Annotated in this window: 14 protein-coding genes; 10 read left to right on the plus strand and 4 right to left on the minus strand. The window is 72.9% G+C overall.

Annotation, left to right across the window (positions count from 1 at the left end):
* The first annotated feature begins 48 nt into the window (after positions 1-48).
* Entirely contained in the window at positions 49-2,160 is a 2,112-nt protein-coding gene (locus ACZ6ZT_RS13495) for an endo-beta-N-acetylglucosaminidase (protein ID WP_469718989.1), read from the plus strand.
* Positions 2,161-2,166: 6 nt separating this feature from the next.
* Here the strand turns inward: ACZ6ZT_RS13495 and ACZ6ZT_RS13500 are convergent, their stop codons facing one another.
* Both ACZ6ZT_RS13500 and ACZ6ZT_RS13505 read right to left on the minus strand, forming a co-directional pair.
* The gene (locus ACZ6ZT_RS13500) at positions 2,167-3,579 is read right to left on the minus strand and encodes a sensor histidine kinase (protein ID WP_469718991.1); all 1,413 of its coding nucleotides are present in this window, start codon (positions 3,577-3,579) and stop codon (positions 2,167-2,169) included.
* A 10-nt stretch (positions 3,580-3,589) separates the two neighbouring features.
* Positions 3,590-4,294: a response regulator transcription factor gene (locus ACZ6ZT_RS13505; protein WP_469718993.1), complete on the minus strand. Its 705-nt coding sequence runs from the start codon at positions 4,292-4,294 to the stop codon at positions 3,590-3,592.
* A gap of 286 nt (positions 4,295-4,580) precedes the next feature.
* Here ACZ6ZT_RS13505 and ACZ6ZT_RS13510 point away from each other — a divergent pair, with 286 nt between their 5' ends.
* The 8 genes from ACZ6ZT_RS13510 to ACZ6ZT_RS13545 all read left to right on the plus strand — a co-directional run bounded on the left by ACZ6ZT_RS13510 (position 4,581) and on the right by ACZ6ZT_RS13545 (position 10,853).
* Positions 4,581-5,366, plus strand: coding sequence for an amino acid ABC transporter ATP-binding protein (locus tag ACZ6ZT_RS13510; RefSeq protein WP_469718995.1), 786 nt, complete (start codon positions 4,581-4,583; stop codon positions 5,364-5,366).
* Between the two features lie 99 nt (positions 5,367-5,465).
* Complete coding sequence (locus ACZ6ZT_RS13515) at positions 5,466-6,308, plus strand: glutamate ABC transporter substrate-binding protein (protein WP_469718997.1); 843 nt, start codon at positions 5,466-5,468, stop codon at positions 6,306-6,308.
* 83 nt (positions 6,309-6,391) lie between these two features.
* A complete protein-coding gene (locus ACZ6ZT_RS13520) occupies positions 6,392-7,066 on the plus strand; it encodes an amino acid ABC transporter permease (RefSeq protein WP_469719001.1) in 675 nt (224 codons plus the stop codon).
* Complete coding sequence (locus ACZ6ZT_RS13525; RefSeq protein WP_469719003.1) at positions 7,063-7,941, plus strand: amino acid ABC transporter permease; 879 nt, start codon at positions 7,063-7,065, stop codon at positions 7,939-7,941. Before ACZ6ZT_RS13520 ends, ACZ6ZT_RS13525 begins: the two co-directional genes overlap by 4 nt.
* Positions 7,942-8,094: 153 nt before the next feature.
* Positions 8,095-9,681 carry an FAD-dependent monooxygenase gene (locus ACZ6ZT_RS13530; protein ID WP_469719006.1) on the plus strand — a complete coding sequence of 529 codons (1,587 nt, stop codon included), beginning with the start codon at positions 8,095-8,097 and terminating at the stop codon, positions 9,679-9,681.
* Positions 9,682-9,713: 32 nt separating this feature from the next.
* On the plus strand, positions 9,714-9,800 hold the full coding sequence (locus ACZ6ZT_RS13535; protein WP_469719082.1) for a putative leader peptide: 87 nt from the start codon (positions 9,714-9,716) through the stop codon (positions 9,798-9,800).
* Positions 9,801-9,882: 82 nt separating this feature from the next.
* Complete coding sequence (locus ACZ6ZT_RS13540; RefSeq protein WP_469719009.1) at positions 9,883-10,467, plus strand: cupin domain-containing protein; 585 nt, start codon at positions 9,883-9,885, stop codon at positions 10,465-10,467.
* Complete coding sequence (locus tag ACZ6ZT_RS13545; protein ID WP_469719011.1) at positions 10,464-10,853, plus strand: rhodanese-like domain-containing protein; 390 nt, start codon at positions 10,464-10,466, stop codon at positions 10,851-10,853. Before ACZ6ZT_RS13540 ends, ACZ6ZT_RS13545 begins: the two co-directional genes overlap by 4 nt.
* Positions 10,854-10,933: 80 nt before the next feature.
* Here the strand turns inward: ACZ6ZT_RS13545 and recX are convergent, their stop codons facing one another.
* Positions 10,934-11,494 carry a recombination regulator RecX gene (recX, locus tag ACZ6ZT_RS13550; RefSeq protein WP_469719013.1) on the minus strand — a complete coding sequence of 187 codons (561 nt, stop codon included), beginning with the start codon at positions 11,492-11,494 and terminating at the stop codon, positions 10,934-10,936.
* Between the two features lie 3 nt (positions 11,495-11,497).
* Positions 11,498-12,607 carry a recombinase RecA gene (gene recA, locus ACZ6ZT_RS13555; protein WP_469719015.1) on the minus strand — a complete coding sequence of 370 codons (1,110 nt, stop codon included), beginning with the start codon at positions 12,605-12,607 and terminating at the stop codon, positions 11,498-11,500.
* Between the two features lie 328 nt (positions 12,608-12,935).
* On the opposite strand from recA, the gene ACZ6ZT_RS13560 reads away from it, so the two are divergent.
* Positions 12,936-13,727 (plus strand): hypothetical protein, encoded by a 792-nt coding sequence (locus ACZ6ZT_RS13560; RefSeq protein ID WP_469719017.1) that lies wholly within the window; start codon positions 12,936-12,938, stop codon positions 13,725-13,727.
* The last annotated feature ends 47 nt before the right edge of the window (positions 13,728-13,774 follow it).

Raw genomic sequence — 13,774 nt, forward strand, 5'->3', positions numbered from 1 at the left:
CCCGCGCCCCGCCTGTGAGCCCCCCTTCCCCCTCGTGAGGAGCCCCGCATGTCCGAGTCCGGCCACGGCGCCGCCCCGCGCACCACTCCCCCCTCACCGCGGCCGGCCCGCCGCGCGGTCCTCGCCGCCGGCGCCGCCGGGCTCGGGGCGGCCGCGCTCCCCCACCCCGCCGCGGCGGCCCCAACTCCGACCGCCGCCACCCTCACCCCGTACGCCTCGTACTGGTTCCCCGACTCCCTGCCCCCGGGCACCCCGGGGCCCGGCATCGTATGGCGGTCGCTCGCCGCCTGGAGCCCCGAGACCGATCCGGACCTGCCCTACAACACCGCCTCCGTGCCGCTCGCCCCGCGCTTCACCCCGGTCCCGGCGAACCGCACCGCCCGGGCCGGGCAGGCGCGGATCGCCTCGCTGGTCTCCTTCGGGCCGACCTCGCTCAACCCCTCCCAGGGCTCGGCGACCGCCGACTACTACGCCCTCACGCACTGGGCGTACCTCGACGAACTGGTCTTCTGGGGCGGCTCCGCCGGAGAGGGCATCGTGCTCGCCCCGAACGCGCCCGTGGTGGACGCCGCCCACCGCAACGGCGTCCCGGTCCTCGGCAACGTCTTCCTGCCGCCCGTCGCGTACGGCGGCGACCTCCAGTGGACCCGCGACCTGGTCCGGCGGGATCCGGCGGGCCGCTTCCCGCTCGCGGAGAAACTCGTCGAGGTGGCCCGTACGTACGGGTTCGACGGCTGGTTCGTCAACGCCGAGACGGACGGCGGCGACAGCGGACTGGCCACCCGCATGCGGGAGTTCCTGCACGCCCTGCGGACGGCCGGCGCCCCGCACGGACTGCGCACCACCTGGTACGACGCCATGAACAGCACCGGCCGGGTGGGCTGGCAGGGCGCCCTGAACCCCCTCAACCAGGAGTTCTACGAGGACCGTTCGGGCAAGGTCGCGGACACCTTCTTCGTGGACTTCCGCTGGAGTGCCCGGACCCTCGCGGACTCGGGCGCGCTCGCCGAGCGGCTCGGGCGCTCCCGCCACGAGCTGTGGGCGGCCGTGGACACGGAGTCCCGCGGCTGGGACGCGCCGGTGCCCTGGGACGCGATCGTGCCCCGGGACCGGGACCACGTCGTGAGCCTCGGCCTCTACCGCCCCGAGTGGACCCGCGACCACCTCGCCGACCGCTCGCCGGGCGCCTTCCACCACGCGGACGACCTGTTCTGGACGGGCGCCTCCCTGGACCCGGCGCGGCCCGCGCCCGAGCCCCCGTCCGGCGGGTGGCGGGCCCCGGCCACGGCGGTGGCGGACCGGTCCACCGTGAGCGCGCTGCCCTTCGGCTGCTCCTTCAACTCCGGGCACGGCCTGCGCTGGTACCAGGGGGGCGCGGTCACCTCCGACGCGCCCTGGAACCACCTCGGCCTCCAGGACCGGCTGCCCGGCCGCCGCTGGGCGGTCGACACCGCCGGGGCGCGGCCGGCGATCACCCTGGACTTCGCCGACGCCTGGCGCGGCGGCTCCAGCCTGCTCGTCTCCGGTGTCGGCGCCGCCCCCGTCACCGTCGGCCTGCACGCCACCCGGCTGCCGCTGCCCCGCACGGCGGTCGCGGAGCTGGTCCATACCGGCGGGGTCTCGGTCGAGTTCGGCGTCGCGACCCGCGAGGCCCCCTCGCCCGGCGCCGCGGTGCCGTACACCTGGCTGCCGGCCCCGGCGGCGGACGGCGGCGCCCCCGGCTGGCGGACCTCCCGCGTCCCCCTCGCGACGCTGGCCGGGAAGACCGCGTACGCCCTGGCCGTACGGATCACCGGACCCGGGACGGCGGCGGCGTCCTGGCGCCTCGGGGCCCTGACCGTACGCGACACCACCGCGCGGCGGCCCCCGGCCCGGCCCCCGCACCTGAGGGTGGCCGCCGCGGCCCGCCGGGGCCCGGCAGCCGAGCTGCGCCTCACCTGGGGCCGGGCGGACCGGGCAGCCGGCCCGGTCCGGCACTACGAGCTCCACCGCCTCCTCCCCGACGGCACCCGCCGCTTCCTGGCCGGCACCTGCGGGACCGCCCTCCACCTCCCGTCCGTCACCCGCGCGGGCGCCGAACGGGCGGCCGCCTTCGAGCTGCGAACCGTCGACGAGGTGTACGCCGTCTCGGCGCCGGCCCGAACCGCCCTGCGCTGGTGAGCCGGGTCAGCCGGCGTGGGGGTCGGTGCGCGGGACGGCCACCGTGACCCGCAGCCCGTGCGGCGGGTTCGCCGCGTAGGACAGGGTTCCGCCGCCCGAGGCGAGCAGGGCCCGGGAGATGGACAGGCCGAGCCCGGAGCCCTTGACGTTCTGGTGACGGCCGCTGCGCCAGAAGCGGTCGCCGACGCGCAGCAGCTCCTCCTCGGTCAGCCCGGGCCCCCGGTCGGCGACGACGACGAGCGCGCTGCGCCCCTCGGCGCTGACCGAGACCTGCACCTCCTCGCCCTGCGGCGTGAACTTCAGGGCGTTGTCGATCACGGCGTCGAGGGCGCTGGACAGGGCGATCGGGTCGGCCCAGCCGGTGACGGCGCTCCGGCCGGCCCCGGTGAGCCGTACGCCCTTCTCCTCGGCGTACGGCCGCCAGGCCGCGACCCGCTCGGCGGCCAGGGCGCCGATGTCGGTGAGGCTGATCTCGGCGGAGGCGTGCTCGGCCAGCGCCAGGTCGAGGAGGTCGTCCAGGACCTGGGCGAGGCGCTTGCCCTCGGTGCGCACGGAGGCGATCTCCTCGTTGCCCTCGGGCAGTTCGAGGGCGAGCAGCTCGATGCGCAGGAGCAGCGCGGCGAGCGGGTTGCGCAGCTGGTGGGAGGCGTCCGCGACGAACGCCCGCTGCTGCTCCAGTACCTCTTCGACGTTGTCGGCCATCTCGTTGAACGAACGGGCCAGGCGGCGCAGTTCCGGGGGGCCGCCGGCGGCGGCGACGCGGGAGTTCATCCGGCCGGTGGCGATGCCGTGGGCGGCCGCGTCGAGGGTGCCGACGGGCTTGAGGACCCAGCTGGTGAGCCGGAGGGCGGCGCCGAAGGCGGCCAGCATGGCGGCGGAGAGTCCGCCGGCGATGATCAGCCAGCCGCGCAGGATCCTGCCGCGCATCTGGTCGGTGGGTGATTCGGTGGCGACGACGGCGACGACGTCGCCGTCGAGGACGACCGGGGAGACCACGAGGAGCCTGCCGTGGGTCTGCCAGGGCCACACCTGGCCGGGGTCGTGGCTGCGGCGCCCGGCGAGGGCCTCGTCGAAGGCGGTGCGGCCCTCCCCGGTCTCGGGGAGCTGCCACCAGCCGGGGGCGCGGACCATGGCGTTGTCGTCGCGGTAGAAGATGCCGACGCGGATCCCGTACAGCTCCTGGTAGCGGGCCAGTTCCAGCTGGAGGGTCTCGCGGCGCTCGTCGGCGCCGGTGGACTTGGAGCCCTCGGCGTCGATGACGAACTGGGCGAGGGCGGCGAAGCGGGCGCTGTCGTCGATCCGGTCGACGACCACCTTCTGCTGCTGGGCGGCGGCCAGGCTGACGGCGAGCGGGAAGCCGAGCGCGAGCAGCACCCCGGCCATGAGGACGACGAGGAGGGGGAGCAGCCGGGCGCGCACGACGGGCCCGCTAGCGCGCGGCCGGGGTGACGAGCCGGTAGCCCACCCCGCGGACGGTCTCGATGAGGGCGGGCATGCCCAGCTTGGAGCGCAGCGAGGCGACGTGCACCTCAAGGGTCCGGCCGGTGCCCTCCCAGCTGGTGCGCCACACCTCGCTGATGATCTGCTCGCGCCGGAAGACCACGCCGGGCCGCTGCGCGAGCAGGGCGAGCAGGTCGAACTCCTTGCGGGTCAGCGGCACGTCGGTGCCGTTCACGCTGACCCGGCGGGTGGGCAGCTCGACGGTGACGGGCCCGAACCGCACCAGGGCCGGGGTGCCGGTGCCGGTGGCGGCGGCCTCCTCGGAGACGCCGGTGCGGCGGGCGACGGCGTGGATGCGGGCGAGGAGTTCGCCGGTGTCGTAGGGCTTGACCACGTAGTCGTCGGCGCCCATGTTCAGGCCGTGGATGCGCGAGCGCACGTCGGCCCGGGCGGTGACCATGATGACGGGCGTCGCGGTGCGCTTGCGGATCTTGCCGCAGACCTCGTAACCGTCCTGGTCGGGCAGGCCGAGGTCGAGCAGGACCACGCCGAAGGGCGGGGCGCCGGCCGGCAGCAGCGCCTGGAGGGCCTCTTCGCCGTTGCGGGCGTGGGTCACCTGGAAGCCGTGACGGGCGAGGATCGCCGACAGCGCGGCGGCGACGTGATCGTCGTCCTCGACGAGCAGCAGTCTCACGGCGTCCTCCCTTCCCGGCTCTCCCGGATTCCTGGATGTATTACGGGCACCCTGCATCCACGCCCATGGAGACTCCCACGTCAAGGGGGTTCCGGTCCGGCGCGTCTTCTGTTATTCACCCGGTACGAGGACGGTACGGGGACGGCGGCTCCGGGCGGCCGTCGCGCACGGAGCGTATCGGCGCGAGGCCGGATCGTTATCCTCAATATTCCCTCAGATGTGGTGACGCTGTGCTCGCCCGCTCACTACTGTCCTCCCAACCGACGGAGGACGGAGCAAGAAGCCGATGAGCGGAGTATCAGTGACCAAGGACGTGCAGGACGCGGCCGGTGCCGCGGACGGCCTGGTCGTACTGAGCAACGTCAACAAGCACTTCGGCGCGCTGCACGTGCTTCAGGACATCGATCTGAGCATTGCCCGCGGTGAGGTCGTCGTGGTGATCGGTCCCTCGGGATCGGGCAAGTCCACGCTGTGCAGGACCATCAACCGGCTGGAGACGATCGACTCGGGCACCATCACGGTCGACGGCAGGGAACTGCCCGCCGAGGGCAGGGAACTGGCCCGGCTGCGTGCCGATGTGGGCATGGTCTTCCAGTCGTTCAACCTGTTCGCGCACAAGACGGTGCTGCAGAACGTGATGCTGGGCCAGCTCAAGGTCCGCAAGACGGAGCAGGCGGCCGCGCTGGAGAAGGCGAAGTCGCTGCTGGACCGGGTGGGCGTGGGCTCGCAGGCCGACAAGTACCCGGCGCAGCTGTCGGGCGGCCAGCAGCAGCGCGTCGCGATCGCCCGCGCGCTGGCGATGGACCCGAAGGTGATGCTCTTCGACGAGCCCACCTCGGCGCTGGACCCGGAGATGATCAACGAGGTGCTGGAGGTCATGCAGCAGCTCGCGGCCGAGGGCATGACGATGGTCGTCGTCACCCACGAGATGGGCTTCGCCCGCTCCGCCGCCAACCGGGTCGTCTTCATGGCCGATGGCAAGATCGTCGAACAGGCCACGCCCGACCAGTTCTTCAGCAACCCGCGCAGCGACCGCGCCAAGGACTTCCTGTCGAAGATCCTGCATCACTGACGCCCGCGTCTGGTAGTGATCCGGTCGGCGGCGCGTGCCGTCGCCGTACGACGTGATTCCGCTCGTCGTCCAACAACGTCTCATCCGAGGGAAGTTCACATGAAGGTTCTCAAGACCGGCGCGGCCGTCGCCACGGCCGCCGTCCTCGCCCTGACCGCGACCGCGTGCGGCGGCGGCGGCGGCGACAAGAAGGACGACGCCGCCGACGGCTCCGGCAAGGTCGTCATCGGCATCAAGTTCGACCAGCCGGGTGTGGGCCTGAAGAACCCCGACGGCACGTTCAGCGGTTTCGACGTGGACGTGGCGACGTACGTCGCCAAGGAGCTGGGCTACCAGCCCGACAAGATCGAGTGGAAGCAGGCCGTCAGCGCCGAGCGCGAGAACCTGATCTCGAACGGCGACGTGAAGTTCGTCGTCGCGAGCTACACGATCAACGACAAGCGCAAGGAGAAGGTCGACTTCGCGGGTCCGTACTTCCTCGCCCACCAGGACCTGCTGGTGCGTTCCGACGAGAGCGGCATCACGAAGCCCGAGGACCTCAACAAGAAGAAGCTCTGCTCGGTGACCGGCTCCACGTCGGCGCAAAACGTCAAGACCAAGCTGGCCCCCGAGGCCGATCTGCTCCAGCAGGGCGGCTACTCCGAGTGCCTGACCGGCCTGGAGAACAAGTCCGTCGACGCGCTGACCACGGACAACTCGATCCTGGCCGGTTACGCCGCACAGGACAAGAACAAGGGCAAGTTCAAGCTCGTCGGGCTGAACCTGAGCAACGAGCCCTACGGCATCGGTCTGAAGAAGGGCGACAAGGACCTCCAGACCAAGATCAACGCAGCGCTCAAGAAGATGGTCTCGGACGGTTCCTGGGACGCGGCGGTGAAGAAGAACTTCGGTCCCGCCGACTACAAGAACGAGCCGGCCCCGCAGATCACCGAAGGCAGCTGATTTCCCGGTGAGGGGCGCCGCCGTCCGCCCGGCGCGGGCGGCGGCGGCCCTCACCGGCCATCCTGGGGAGAGCGCAGGGCAACGTGTTCGACTTTCTTGATTCCGGGCAGTACGACCTGCTCGGAGCCTTCTGGGTGACGGTTCAGCTCACCCTCTACTCGGCGATAGGTTCCCTGGTCTGGGGGACCGTCCTGGCCGGGATGCGGGTCAGCCCGGTCCCACTGCTGCGGGGCTTCGGCACCGCCTACGTCAACCTGGTCCGCAACACCCCGCTGACCCTGCTGATCATCGGCTGCTCGCTGGGTCTCAACCAGACCCTCGGCGTCACCCTGGGCGGCGGCACCTTCAAGGAGATCGGCTTCCGGCTCGCCGTCCTCGGCATGGTCGCCTACACCGGCACCTTCGTCTGCGAGGCGCTGCGCTCGGGCATCAACACGGTGCCCGTCGGCCAGGCGGAGGCGGGCCGCGCGCTGGGCCTGAACTTCCTCCAGGTCCTGACCCTGATCGTGCTCCCGCAGGCCTTCCGGGCGGTCGTGGCACCGCTCGCCAACGTACTGATCGCCCTCACCAAGAACACCACGGTGGCGGCGGCCATCGGCGTGGCCGAAGCGGCCCTGCTGATGAAGGAAATGATCGAGAACGAGTCGCAGGCGCTCTTCGCCGTCTTCGGCATCTTCGCCCTCGGCTTCTGCCTGCTGACCCTGCCCACCGGGCTGCTGCTGGGCTGGGTGGCCAAGCGAGTGGCGGTGAAGCGATGACCTCCGTGCTGTACGACGCCCCGGGCCCCAAGGCCAAGGCGCGCAACTGGATTTACGCGGGCGTCTTCGTCGTCCTGCTCGCCCTCGTCGCCTGGTGGGTCCTCTCCTCCATGGCGGACAAGCAGCAGCTCGACGCCGACAAGTGGACGCCCTTCGTCACCGACGGCCAGATCTGGACGACCTTCCTGATCCCCGGCCTGCTGGAGACCCTGAAGGCCGGCGCGATCGCCATGGTCATCGCCCTGCCGCTGGGCGCCCTGCTGGGCATCGGCCGGCTCTCCGACCACGCCTGGGTGCGCGTTCCCGTCGGCGCGGTCGTGGAGTTCTTCCGCGCCATCCCGGTGCTGATGCTGATGATCTTCGGCGCGGCCTTCTACCGGGAGTTCACCGACGTCACCTCCGACGCCCGCCCGCTCTTCGCGGTGATCACCGGCCTGGTCCTGTACAACGCCTCGGTCATCGCCGAGATCGTCCGGGCGGGCGTGCAGTCCCTGCCCCGTGGCCAGACCGACGCCGCCAAGGCGATCGGCATGCGCAAGGGCCAGACCATGGCCCACGTGCTGATCCCGCAGGCCGTCACGGCGATGCTGCCGGCGCTGGTGAGCCAGCTCGTGGTGATCCTCAAGGACACCGCGCTCGGCGGGTCGCTGCTCGGCCTCACCGAGCTGCTCTCGATGAACCGGCAGATCTCGGCGAACTACAGCAACACCATCGCCTCGCTCGTGGTGATCGCCCTGATCTACATCGCGGTGAACTTCACCCTCACCACCTTCGCCTCCTGGCTGGAGGGACGGCTGAGGAAGTCCACCAAGAGCACCGGAGCCGTGGTCGGCGTGGCCGACGCCGGCGACATGGCCACCGGCCGGGCGGTCTGACGCCCGGTCAGCGAAAGTGCGGGACCGGTGTGGTGCGGCGGAGCCTTTGCGCCGCACCACACCGCTGTGTGCGGACGGGTGTCACTTGACGCAGGCACCTCCAGTGGGTTGCATACGTCGTGTGATCACATACCGGACATCGGGAGCCCTGCCATGGACCCGGTGATCGTCGTCGGCGCGGGCCCCGTCGGGCTGTCCCTGGCCCTCGCCCTGGCCGGCCACGGCGTGCCCAGCGTCCTGCTCGACGAAGGGCCCGGCAAGGAGGAGCCACGGCCCGCCCGTTCGGTCGTCCTGCACTCCGACACCGCCGCCATGGCGCACCGGCTGGGCTGCGCCACCCTGCGCGACGAGGGGGCGCACTTCGCGGCCTGGCGGACCATGAGGCGCCGTCAGGAGACCCGGCGGATCACCTTCGAGGACGGGCCCGCCCCCCTGCACCTGCCGCAGCACGCCCTCACGCGCGGGCTGCGCGACGCCGCCGCCGCGCACCCCCTGGTCCGGCTGGTCGCCGACTGCAAGGTGGACACCCTGGAGCAGGACGGCCGCGGGGTCACCGCGCACACCCGGGGCGCCGAGACCACCTGGTGGCGCGGCAGCCACCTCGTCGGCTGCGACGGGGCCCGCTCCACCGTGCGCAAGCTGCTCGGCATCCGCTTCCCCGGCCGGACCGCCGTGGAGCGGCACGCCGTCGCCGCCCTGCGCGCCGAACTGCCCTGGCCCGGCGAGGCGTTGCTGCACCGCAACCCGCCCGCCGGCCCCGAGGAGATCACCGCCCGGCCGCTGCCCGACGGGGTGTGGCGGCTGGACTGGCTGCTGCCCGCGCGCGGGGACCTGGTGACCCCCGACGCGCTCGTCACCCTCATCCGGGACACCCTGGCGCTCTGGTGCGGGGGCACGACTCCCCCGTACGACCTCATCGACACCGGCGTGCACACCCTGCACCACCGGCTCGCCCGGCGCTGGCGCGACGGCCGGGCCTTCCTCGCCGGGGACGCGGCGCACCTGCTGGGCGCGCTCGGCACCCAGGGGGTTGAGGAGGGGCTGCGCGACGCGGAGAACCTCGCCTGGAAGCTGGCCCTGGCCTGGCACCAGGGCGCCTCCGAGGCCCTGCTCGACAGCTACGAGGACGAACGGCGCACCGCGGTCGCCGCCCGGCTGCGCGCGGCCGACCAGGCGATGCCCGCGCTGCGCGGCGGCAGCGGCCTGCGCACCCTGCTGCCCGGCGCCGCGCGCTCCGCCGAGGTCCTGCTCACCGACGGGCACCTGGGGCGGGGCCCACTGGGCGCCGAGCCGGTGTACGCGCCGCCGGTGGCCGTACGGGAGGTCCCGACGGCGACCGAGCCCGGCGGGCCGGTGGCGAACGTACCGGTGACGGCGCCCGACGGGGCGACCGTTCCGCTACGGGACCTGCTGGGGCGGGGCCGGCTGCTGGTGCTCCTCGTCGCGCCGGGCACCGGGGTGTGGGACCGGCGGCACTGGGCGGGCGCCGGGCTGATGCCCCGGCTCGCGGCGGCGGTCTCCGCCCTGCCGGTCCGGGCCGAACTGCTGGTCGCCGACGCCTACCCGGGGGCTCCGGCGCACACCGTGCTCCTCGTCCGGCCCGACGGGCATCTGGCGGCCACCTTCGAGGGGGTCCGCCCGGCGGAGCTGTACGAGGCGGCGGACGCGGTCCGGGCGGGCGCTCCCGAGGACGCCGCCGCGGCGGCTCCCTCCACCACGCCCACCGCTGTGGGCGATTGACGCTCCCGGGTGCTCGTGGTTCACTCACCGGCATGACCGGCAACGACGTGCGCCTGTGGCGGAGGGTCCATATGGACCTGCTCCGCTACGCGGGCTGCGTGTGTCGTCCTTCCCGCTGATTCGCCTTCCCTCCGCGCGCCCCATGCCCCGTGCCCCGGCCGGCCCGCGCGCGCCTTCGCGAACTCCCAGGACGGTCATCACATGTCTGCCCCCGTGCCCACGCACGTCCCCGTTCCCTCCTCTGCTTCCGCTCCCGCCCCTGCTTCCGCGCGCGTCCGCGTCCGGAGCACCTCCGGGCCGACGGCGGCGGAACTCCTCGACTTCACCCTGCGCACCGCCGCCGACCCGGCCGTCGTGGACTCCCTGCCGCTGGATCCCGAGGGCCGCACCTGGATCCGGCTCGACGGCCCCGGCGGCAGTGAGGCCTGGCTGATCGGCTGGCCGCCGGGCACCGGCACCGGCTGGCACGACCACGCCGAGTCCCGGGGCGCCTTCGCCACCGCGCGGGGCCGGCTCACCGAACACTCCCTCAGCGTGCGGCTGCCCTCAGAGGGCTGGCAGTCGCTGGAACTGGCTCCCGAGGTGGACCGCACCCGCAGCCTCGGCGCGGGCACCGGGCGGGCCTTCGGGGAACACCACGTACACGAGGTCCTCAACGCCTCCCCGGCCGGGCACGCCGTCTCGGTCCACGCGTATTATCCGCCGCTGCCGCTGATCCGCCGGTACGGGCGCAGCGGTCCCGTCCTCACCCTGGAGCAGGTCGAGCGTCCGGCGGACTGGCAGTGAGCGCCCCGATCGGCATCGACGAGCTGCTGGAGCGGGTCCGCGCGGGCTACACCCGCATCGAGCCTTGGGCGGCGTACGAGGCCGCGCGGGAGGGGGCCCTCCTGGTGGACATCCGCTATCAGGCGCTGCGCGAGCGGGACGGGCTGATCCCGGGCGCGGTGGTCGTGGAGCGCAACGAACTGGAGTGGCGCCTCGATCCCCGGGGCTCCCACCGGCTCCCGCAGGCCACCGGGCACAACCTGCGGATCGTGGTGATCTGCAACGAGGGGTACGCCTCCACCCTGGCCGCCGCCTCCCTGCACGCGCTGGGGCTGCACCGGGCGACGGACCTGACGGGCGGCTTCCAGGCCTGGAAGGCGGCCGGGCTCCCCGTCTCCTCACCCTGACACCTGCCCGCGCACGCCGGGGGCGGCAGGGCTGGCGGGGCGGGGGCGTCCGGTCCGGGGTGCCGGCCGGCCGGGTGCCCCTACCCCGGGTACCCGAGGTCGTCGGCGTCCTCGCCCTCCGCCTCCAGGGCACGCCGGACCACCCGCAGGGCCATGCCCTCCGGGTATCCCTTGCGGGCGAGCATCCCGGCGAGGCGCCGGATCCGCTTCTCCCGCTCCAGCCCCCGCGTGGAGCGGAGCTTGCGGTCCACGAGCTCCCGGGCCGTCCGCTCCTCCTGCTCGGAGTCCAGCCGCTCCAGCGCCTCCTGCACGAGGGTGGTGTGCACCCCCTTGGTCCGCAGCTCCTGGGCGAGCGCCCGCCGGGCCAGGCCCCGGCCGCGGTGGCGGGACTCGACCCAGGCCCCGGCGAAGGCGGCGTCGTCGATCAGGCCCACCTCTTCGTACCGGGAGAGGACCTCCTGCGCCACCTCCTCGGGGATGCCCCGCTTCTCCAGGGCGTCCGCGAGCTGGCGGCGGGTGCGCGGCATCCCGGTGAGCAGGCGCAGACAGATCGCCCGCGCCTGCTCCTCGGGACTCTGGGGCGGCAGCTCCTGGCGGCCCTCACGGCCGCCGCTCGCGCCGCCCCTCTCCTGCTCCCGCACGGGTCAGCTCTTGGCGACGGCGGCCTTGGCCGTCGTCTTGGCCTTCGACGCCGGGGCGGGCACGGCGGCGGCGTCGGCCGGCGCGGCGGCCGCGTCGTCAGCGGCGGCGGCGTCCTTGCGGACCCCCACGCCCAGCTTCTCCTTGATCTTCCGCTCGATCTCGTTGGCGAGGTCGGGGTTGTCCTTCAGGAAGTTGCGGGCGTTCTCCTTGCCCTGGCCCAGCTGGTCGCCCTCGTACGTGTACCAGGCGCCGGCCTTGCGCACGAAGCCGTGCTCCACGCCCATGTCGATCAGGCCGCCCTCGCGGCTGATGCCCTGGCCGTAGAGGATGTCGAACTCGGCCTGCTTGAACGGCGGCGCGACCTTGTTCTTGACGACCTTGACGCGGGTGCGGTTGCCGACCGCGTCCGTGCCGTCCTTGAGGGTCTCGATGCGGCGGATGTCGAGACGCACGGAGGCGTAGAACTTCAGCGCGCGGCCACCGGTGGTGGTCTCGGGCGAGCCGAACATCACGCCGATCTTCTCGCGGAGCTGGTTGATGAAGATCGCGGTGGTCTTGGACTGGTTGAGCGCACCCGTGATCTTGCGCAGGGCCTGGCTCATCAGACGGGCCTGCAGACCCACGTGCGAGTCGCCCATCTCACCCTCGATCTCCGCGCGCGGCACGAGCGCGGCGACGGAGTCGATGACGATCAGGTCGAGCGCGCCGGAGCGGACCAGCATGTCGACGATCTCCAGCGCCTGCTCGCCGGTGTCCGGCTGGGACAGGATGAGGTTGTCGGTGTCGACGCCGAGGGCCTTGGCGTACTCGGGGTCGAGCGCGTGCTCGGCGTCCACGAAGGCGACGGTGCCGCCGGCCTTCTGCGCGTTGGCCACGGCGTGCAGGGTGAGGGTGGTCTTACCGGAGGACTCCGGTCCGTACACCTCGATCACACGGCCGCGGGGCAGCCCGCCGACGCCGAGGGCGATGTCCAGCGCGGTCGACCCGGTGGGGATGACCTCGATGGGGTCGTTCGGCTTGTCGCCGAGGCGCATGACCGCACCCTTGCCGAATTGCCGTTCAATCTGTGCGAGCGCGGCGTCGAGAGCCTTCTCGCGGTCGGTGCCTGCCATGGGTTCCACCCGGTTTGCTTGAGTCGATCGCTTCACGCCATTGACGCTAACGCCTGCCACTGACAATGCGCTCCCACGCCCGGTTCGGCTGTGGATAACTCATCAGAATGGATGTTCGATTTCCCTGTCAAGCGCACCACGCCCGACCGTGCGCGGAGACGTGATGGAGCGTCGCAGTCGGCCGGAGCCGCGCCAAGCTGGCCGACCCGGAGGCTCAGCCCGGTGACGTGCGAGTCCGGGAAACAGACGCCGAGCTGCAGACCACGGATTGGCAGGAGACCGACACCTCAGGCTCAGGCCCTCGGGCGGCGGGTGCGATTCTGGGCGGATGTACGAGACAGCCGCCGGGGAGGCGGTCGCGCGGTGGCCGCTCGGCGGGGCCCGCGAAACCGACTGGCTGCGCGGGCTCACCGCCGATGACGGGCTCACCGGTTTCATGCCGCCGGCGCTGCCCGACGCGGCCTGGGTGCTCCACTCCATGTACGAGCACGAGGCGGGGCCGACCGACATGTCGTTCGTCGCGTACCGGCGGGCCGTGCTGTTGGGGGGCGGGGCCGACATCGTCCCGGGCATCGACCCGGCCGACGTGTTCGACGACCCGGCGGACGTGTTCGCCGTCAGCCGGGGCGAGCGTCCCGGACCCCGCTGGCGCCGGCTGCGCTGGGCGGAGCTCTCGCGCCGGACCGGCGAGCCGGTGGTGCCCGAGGGACGGCCGCCCGCAGGTCCCCCCTCGGCCGGGGCGGGCGGCTGGCCGGTCGGCATCATGGCACCCTCCGAGGGCAGCATGGACCGCACCGACTGGAACCGCCTGGTCGGTCTCCTCGCCGAGCACACCCCCCGGGGCGGCGACACCGCCTGCCTCGCCTACTACAGCCCGTTGCTGCGCGCGGCCGAGGACTTCGACACCCCGCACGTCCGGGCCGGTGTCCTCGCGGACGCCGAGATCCTCTACGACCACCCCGACGAGGACTTCTGGACCCCGTCCAACCTCTGGGCCCGGGACCGGTCGTGGGTCCTCTGTACGGACTACGACCTGTCGGCCACCAAGGTGGCCGGCCCGGCGCCGCTCATCGGCGCCCTCCTCGACGACACGGAGATCGAGGCCGTACGGCTGCCTTGAGGCCGGTGCCCTGACGTCGTCACCCGATCGGCTGTTCGGCGGTGTTT

This window comes from Streptomyces sp. NPDC102258, assembly GCF_055584685.1.

Bases quoted from the DNA above. Each gene is read 5' to 3' on its own strand.
- ACZ6ZT_RS13495 (WP_469718989.1), top strand. From the start codon at position 49: ATGTCCGAGTCCGGCCACGGCGCCGCCCCGCGCACCACTCCCCCCTCA.
- ACZ6ZT_RS13510 (WP_469718995.1), top strand. From the start codon at position 4,581: ATGAGCGGAGTATCAGTGACCAAGGACGTGCAGGACGCGGCCGGTGCC.
- ACZ6ZT_RS13515 (WP_469718997.1), top strand. From the start codon at position 5,466: ATGAAGGTTCTCAAGACCGGCGCGGCCGTCGCCACGGCCGCCGTCCTC.
- ACZ6ZT_RS13525 (WP_469719003.1), top strand. From the start codon at position 7,063: ATGACCTCCGTGCTGTACGACGCCCCGGGCCCCAAGGCCAAGGCGCGC.
- ACZ6ZT_RS13530 (WP_469719006.1), top strand. From the start codon at position 8,095: ATGGACCCGGTGATCGTCGTCGGCGCGGGCCCCGTCGGGCTGTCCCTG.
- ACZ6ZT_RS13535 (WP_469719082.1), top strand. From the start codon at position 9,714: ATGACCGGCAACGACGTGCGCCTGTGGCGGAGGGTCCATATGGACCTG.
- ACZ6ZT_RS13540 (WP_469719009.1), top strand. From the start codon at position 9,883: ATGTCTGCCCCCGTGCCCACGCACGTCCCCGTTCCCTCCTCTGCTTCC.
- recA (WP_469719015.1), bottom strand. From the start codon at position 12,607: ATGGCAGGCACCGACCGCGAGAAGGCTCTCGACGCCGCGCTCGCACAG.
- ACZ6ZT_RS13560 (WP_469719017.1), top strand. From the start codon at position 12,936: ATGTACGAGACAGCCGCCGGGGAGGCGGTCGCGCGGTGGCCGCTCGGC.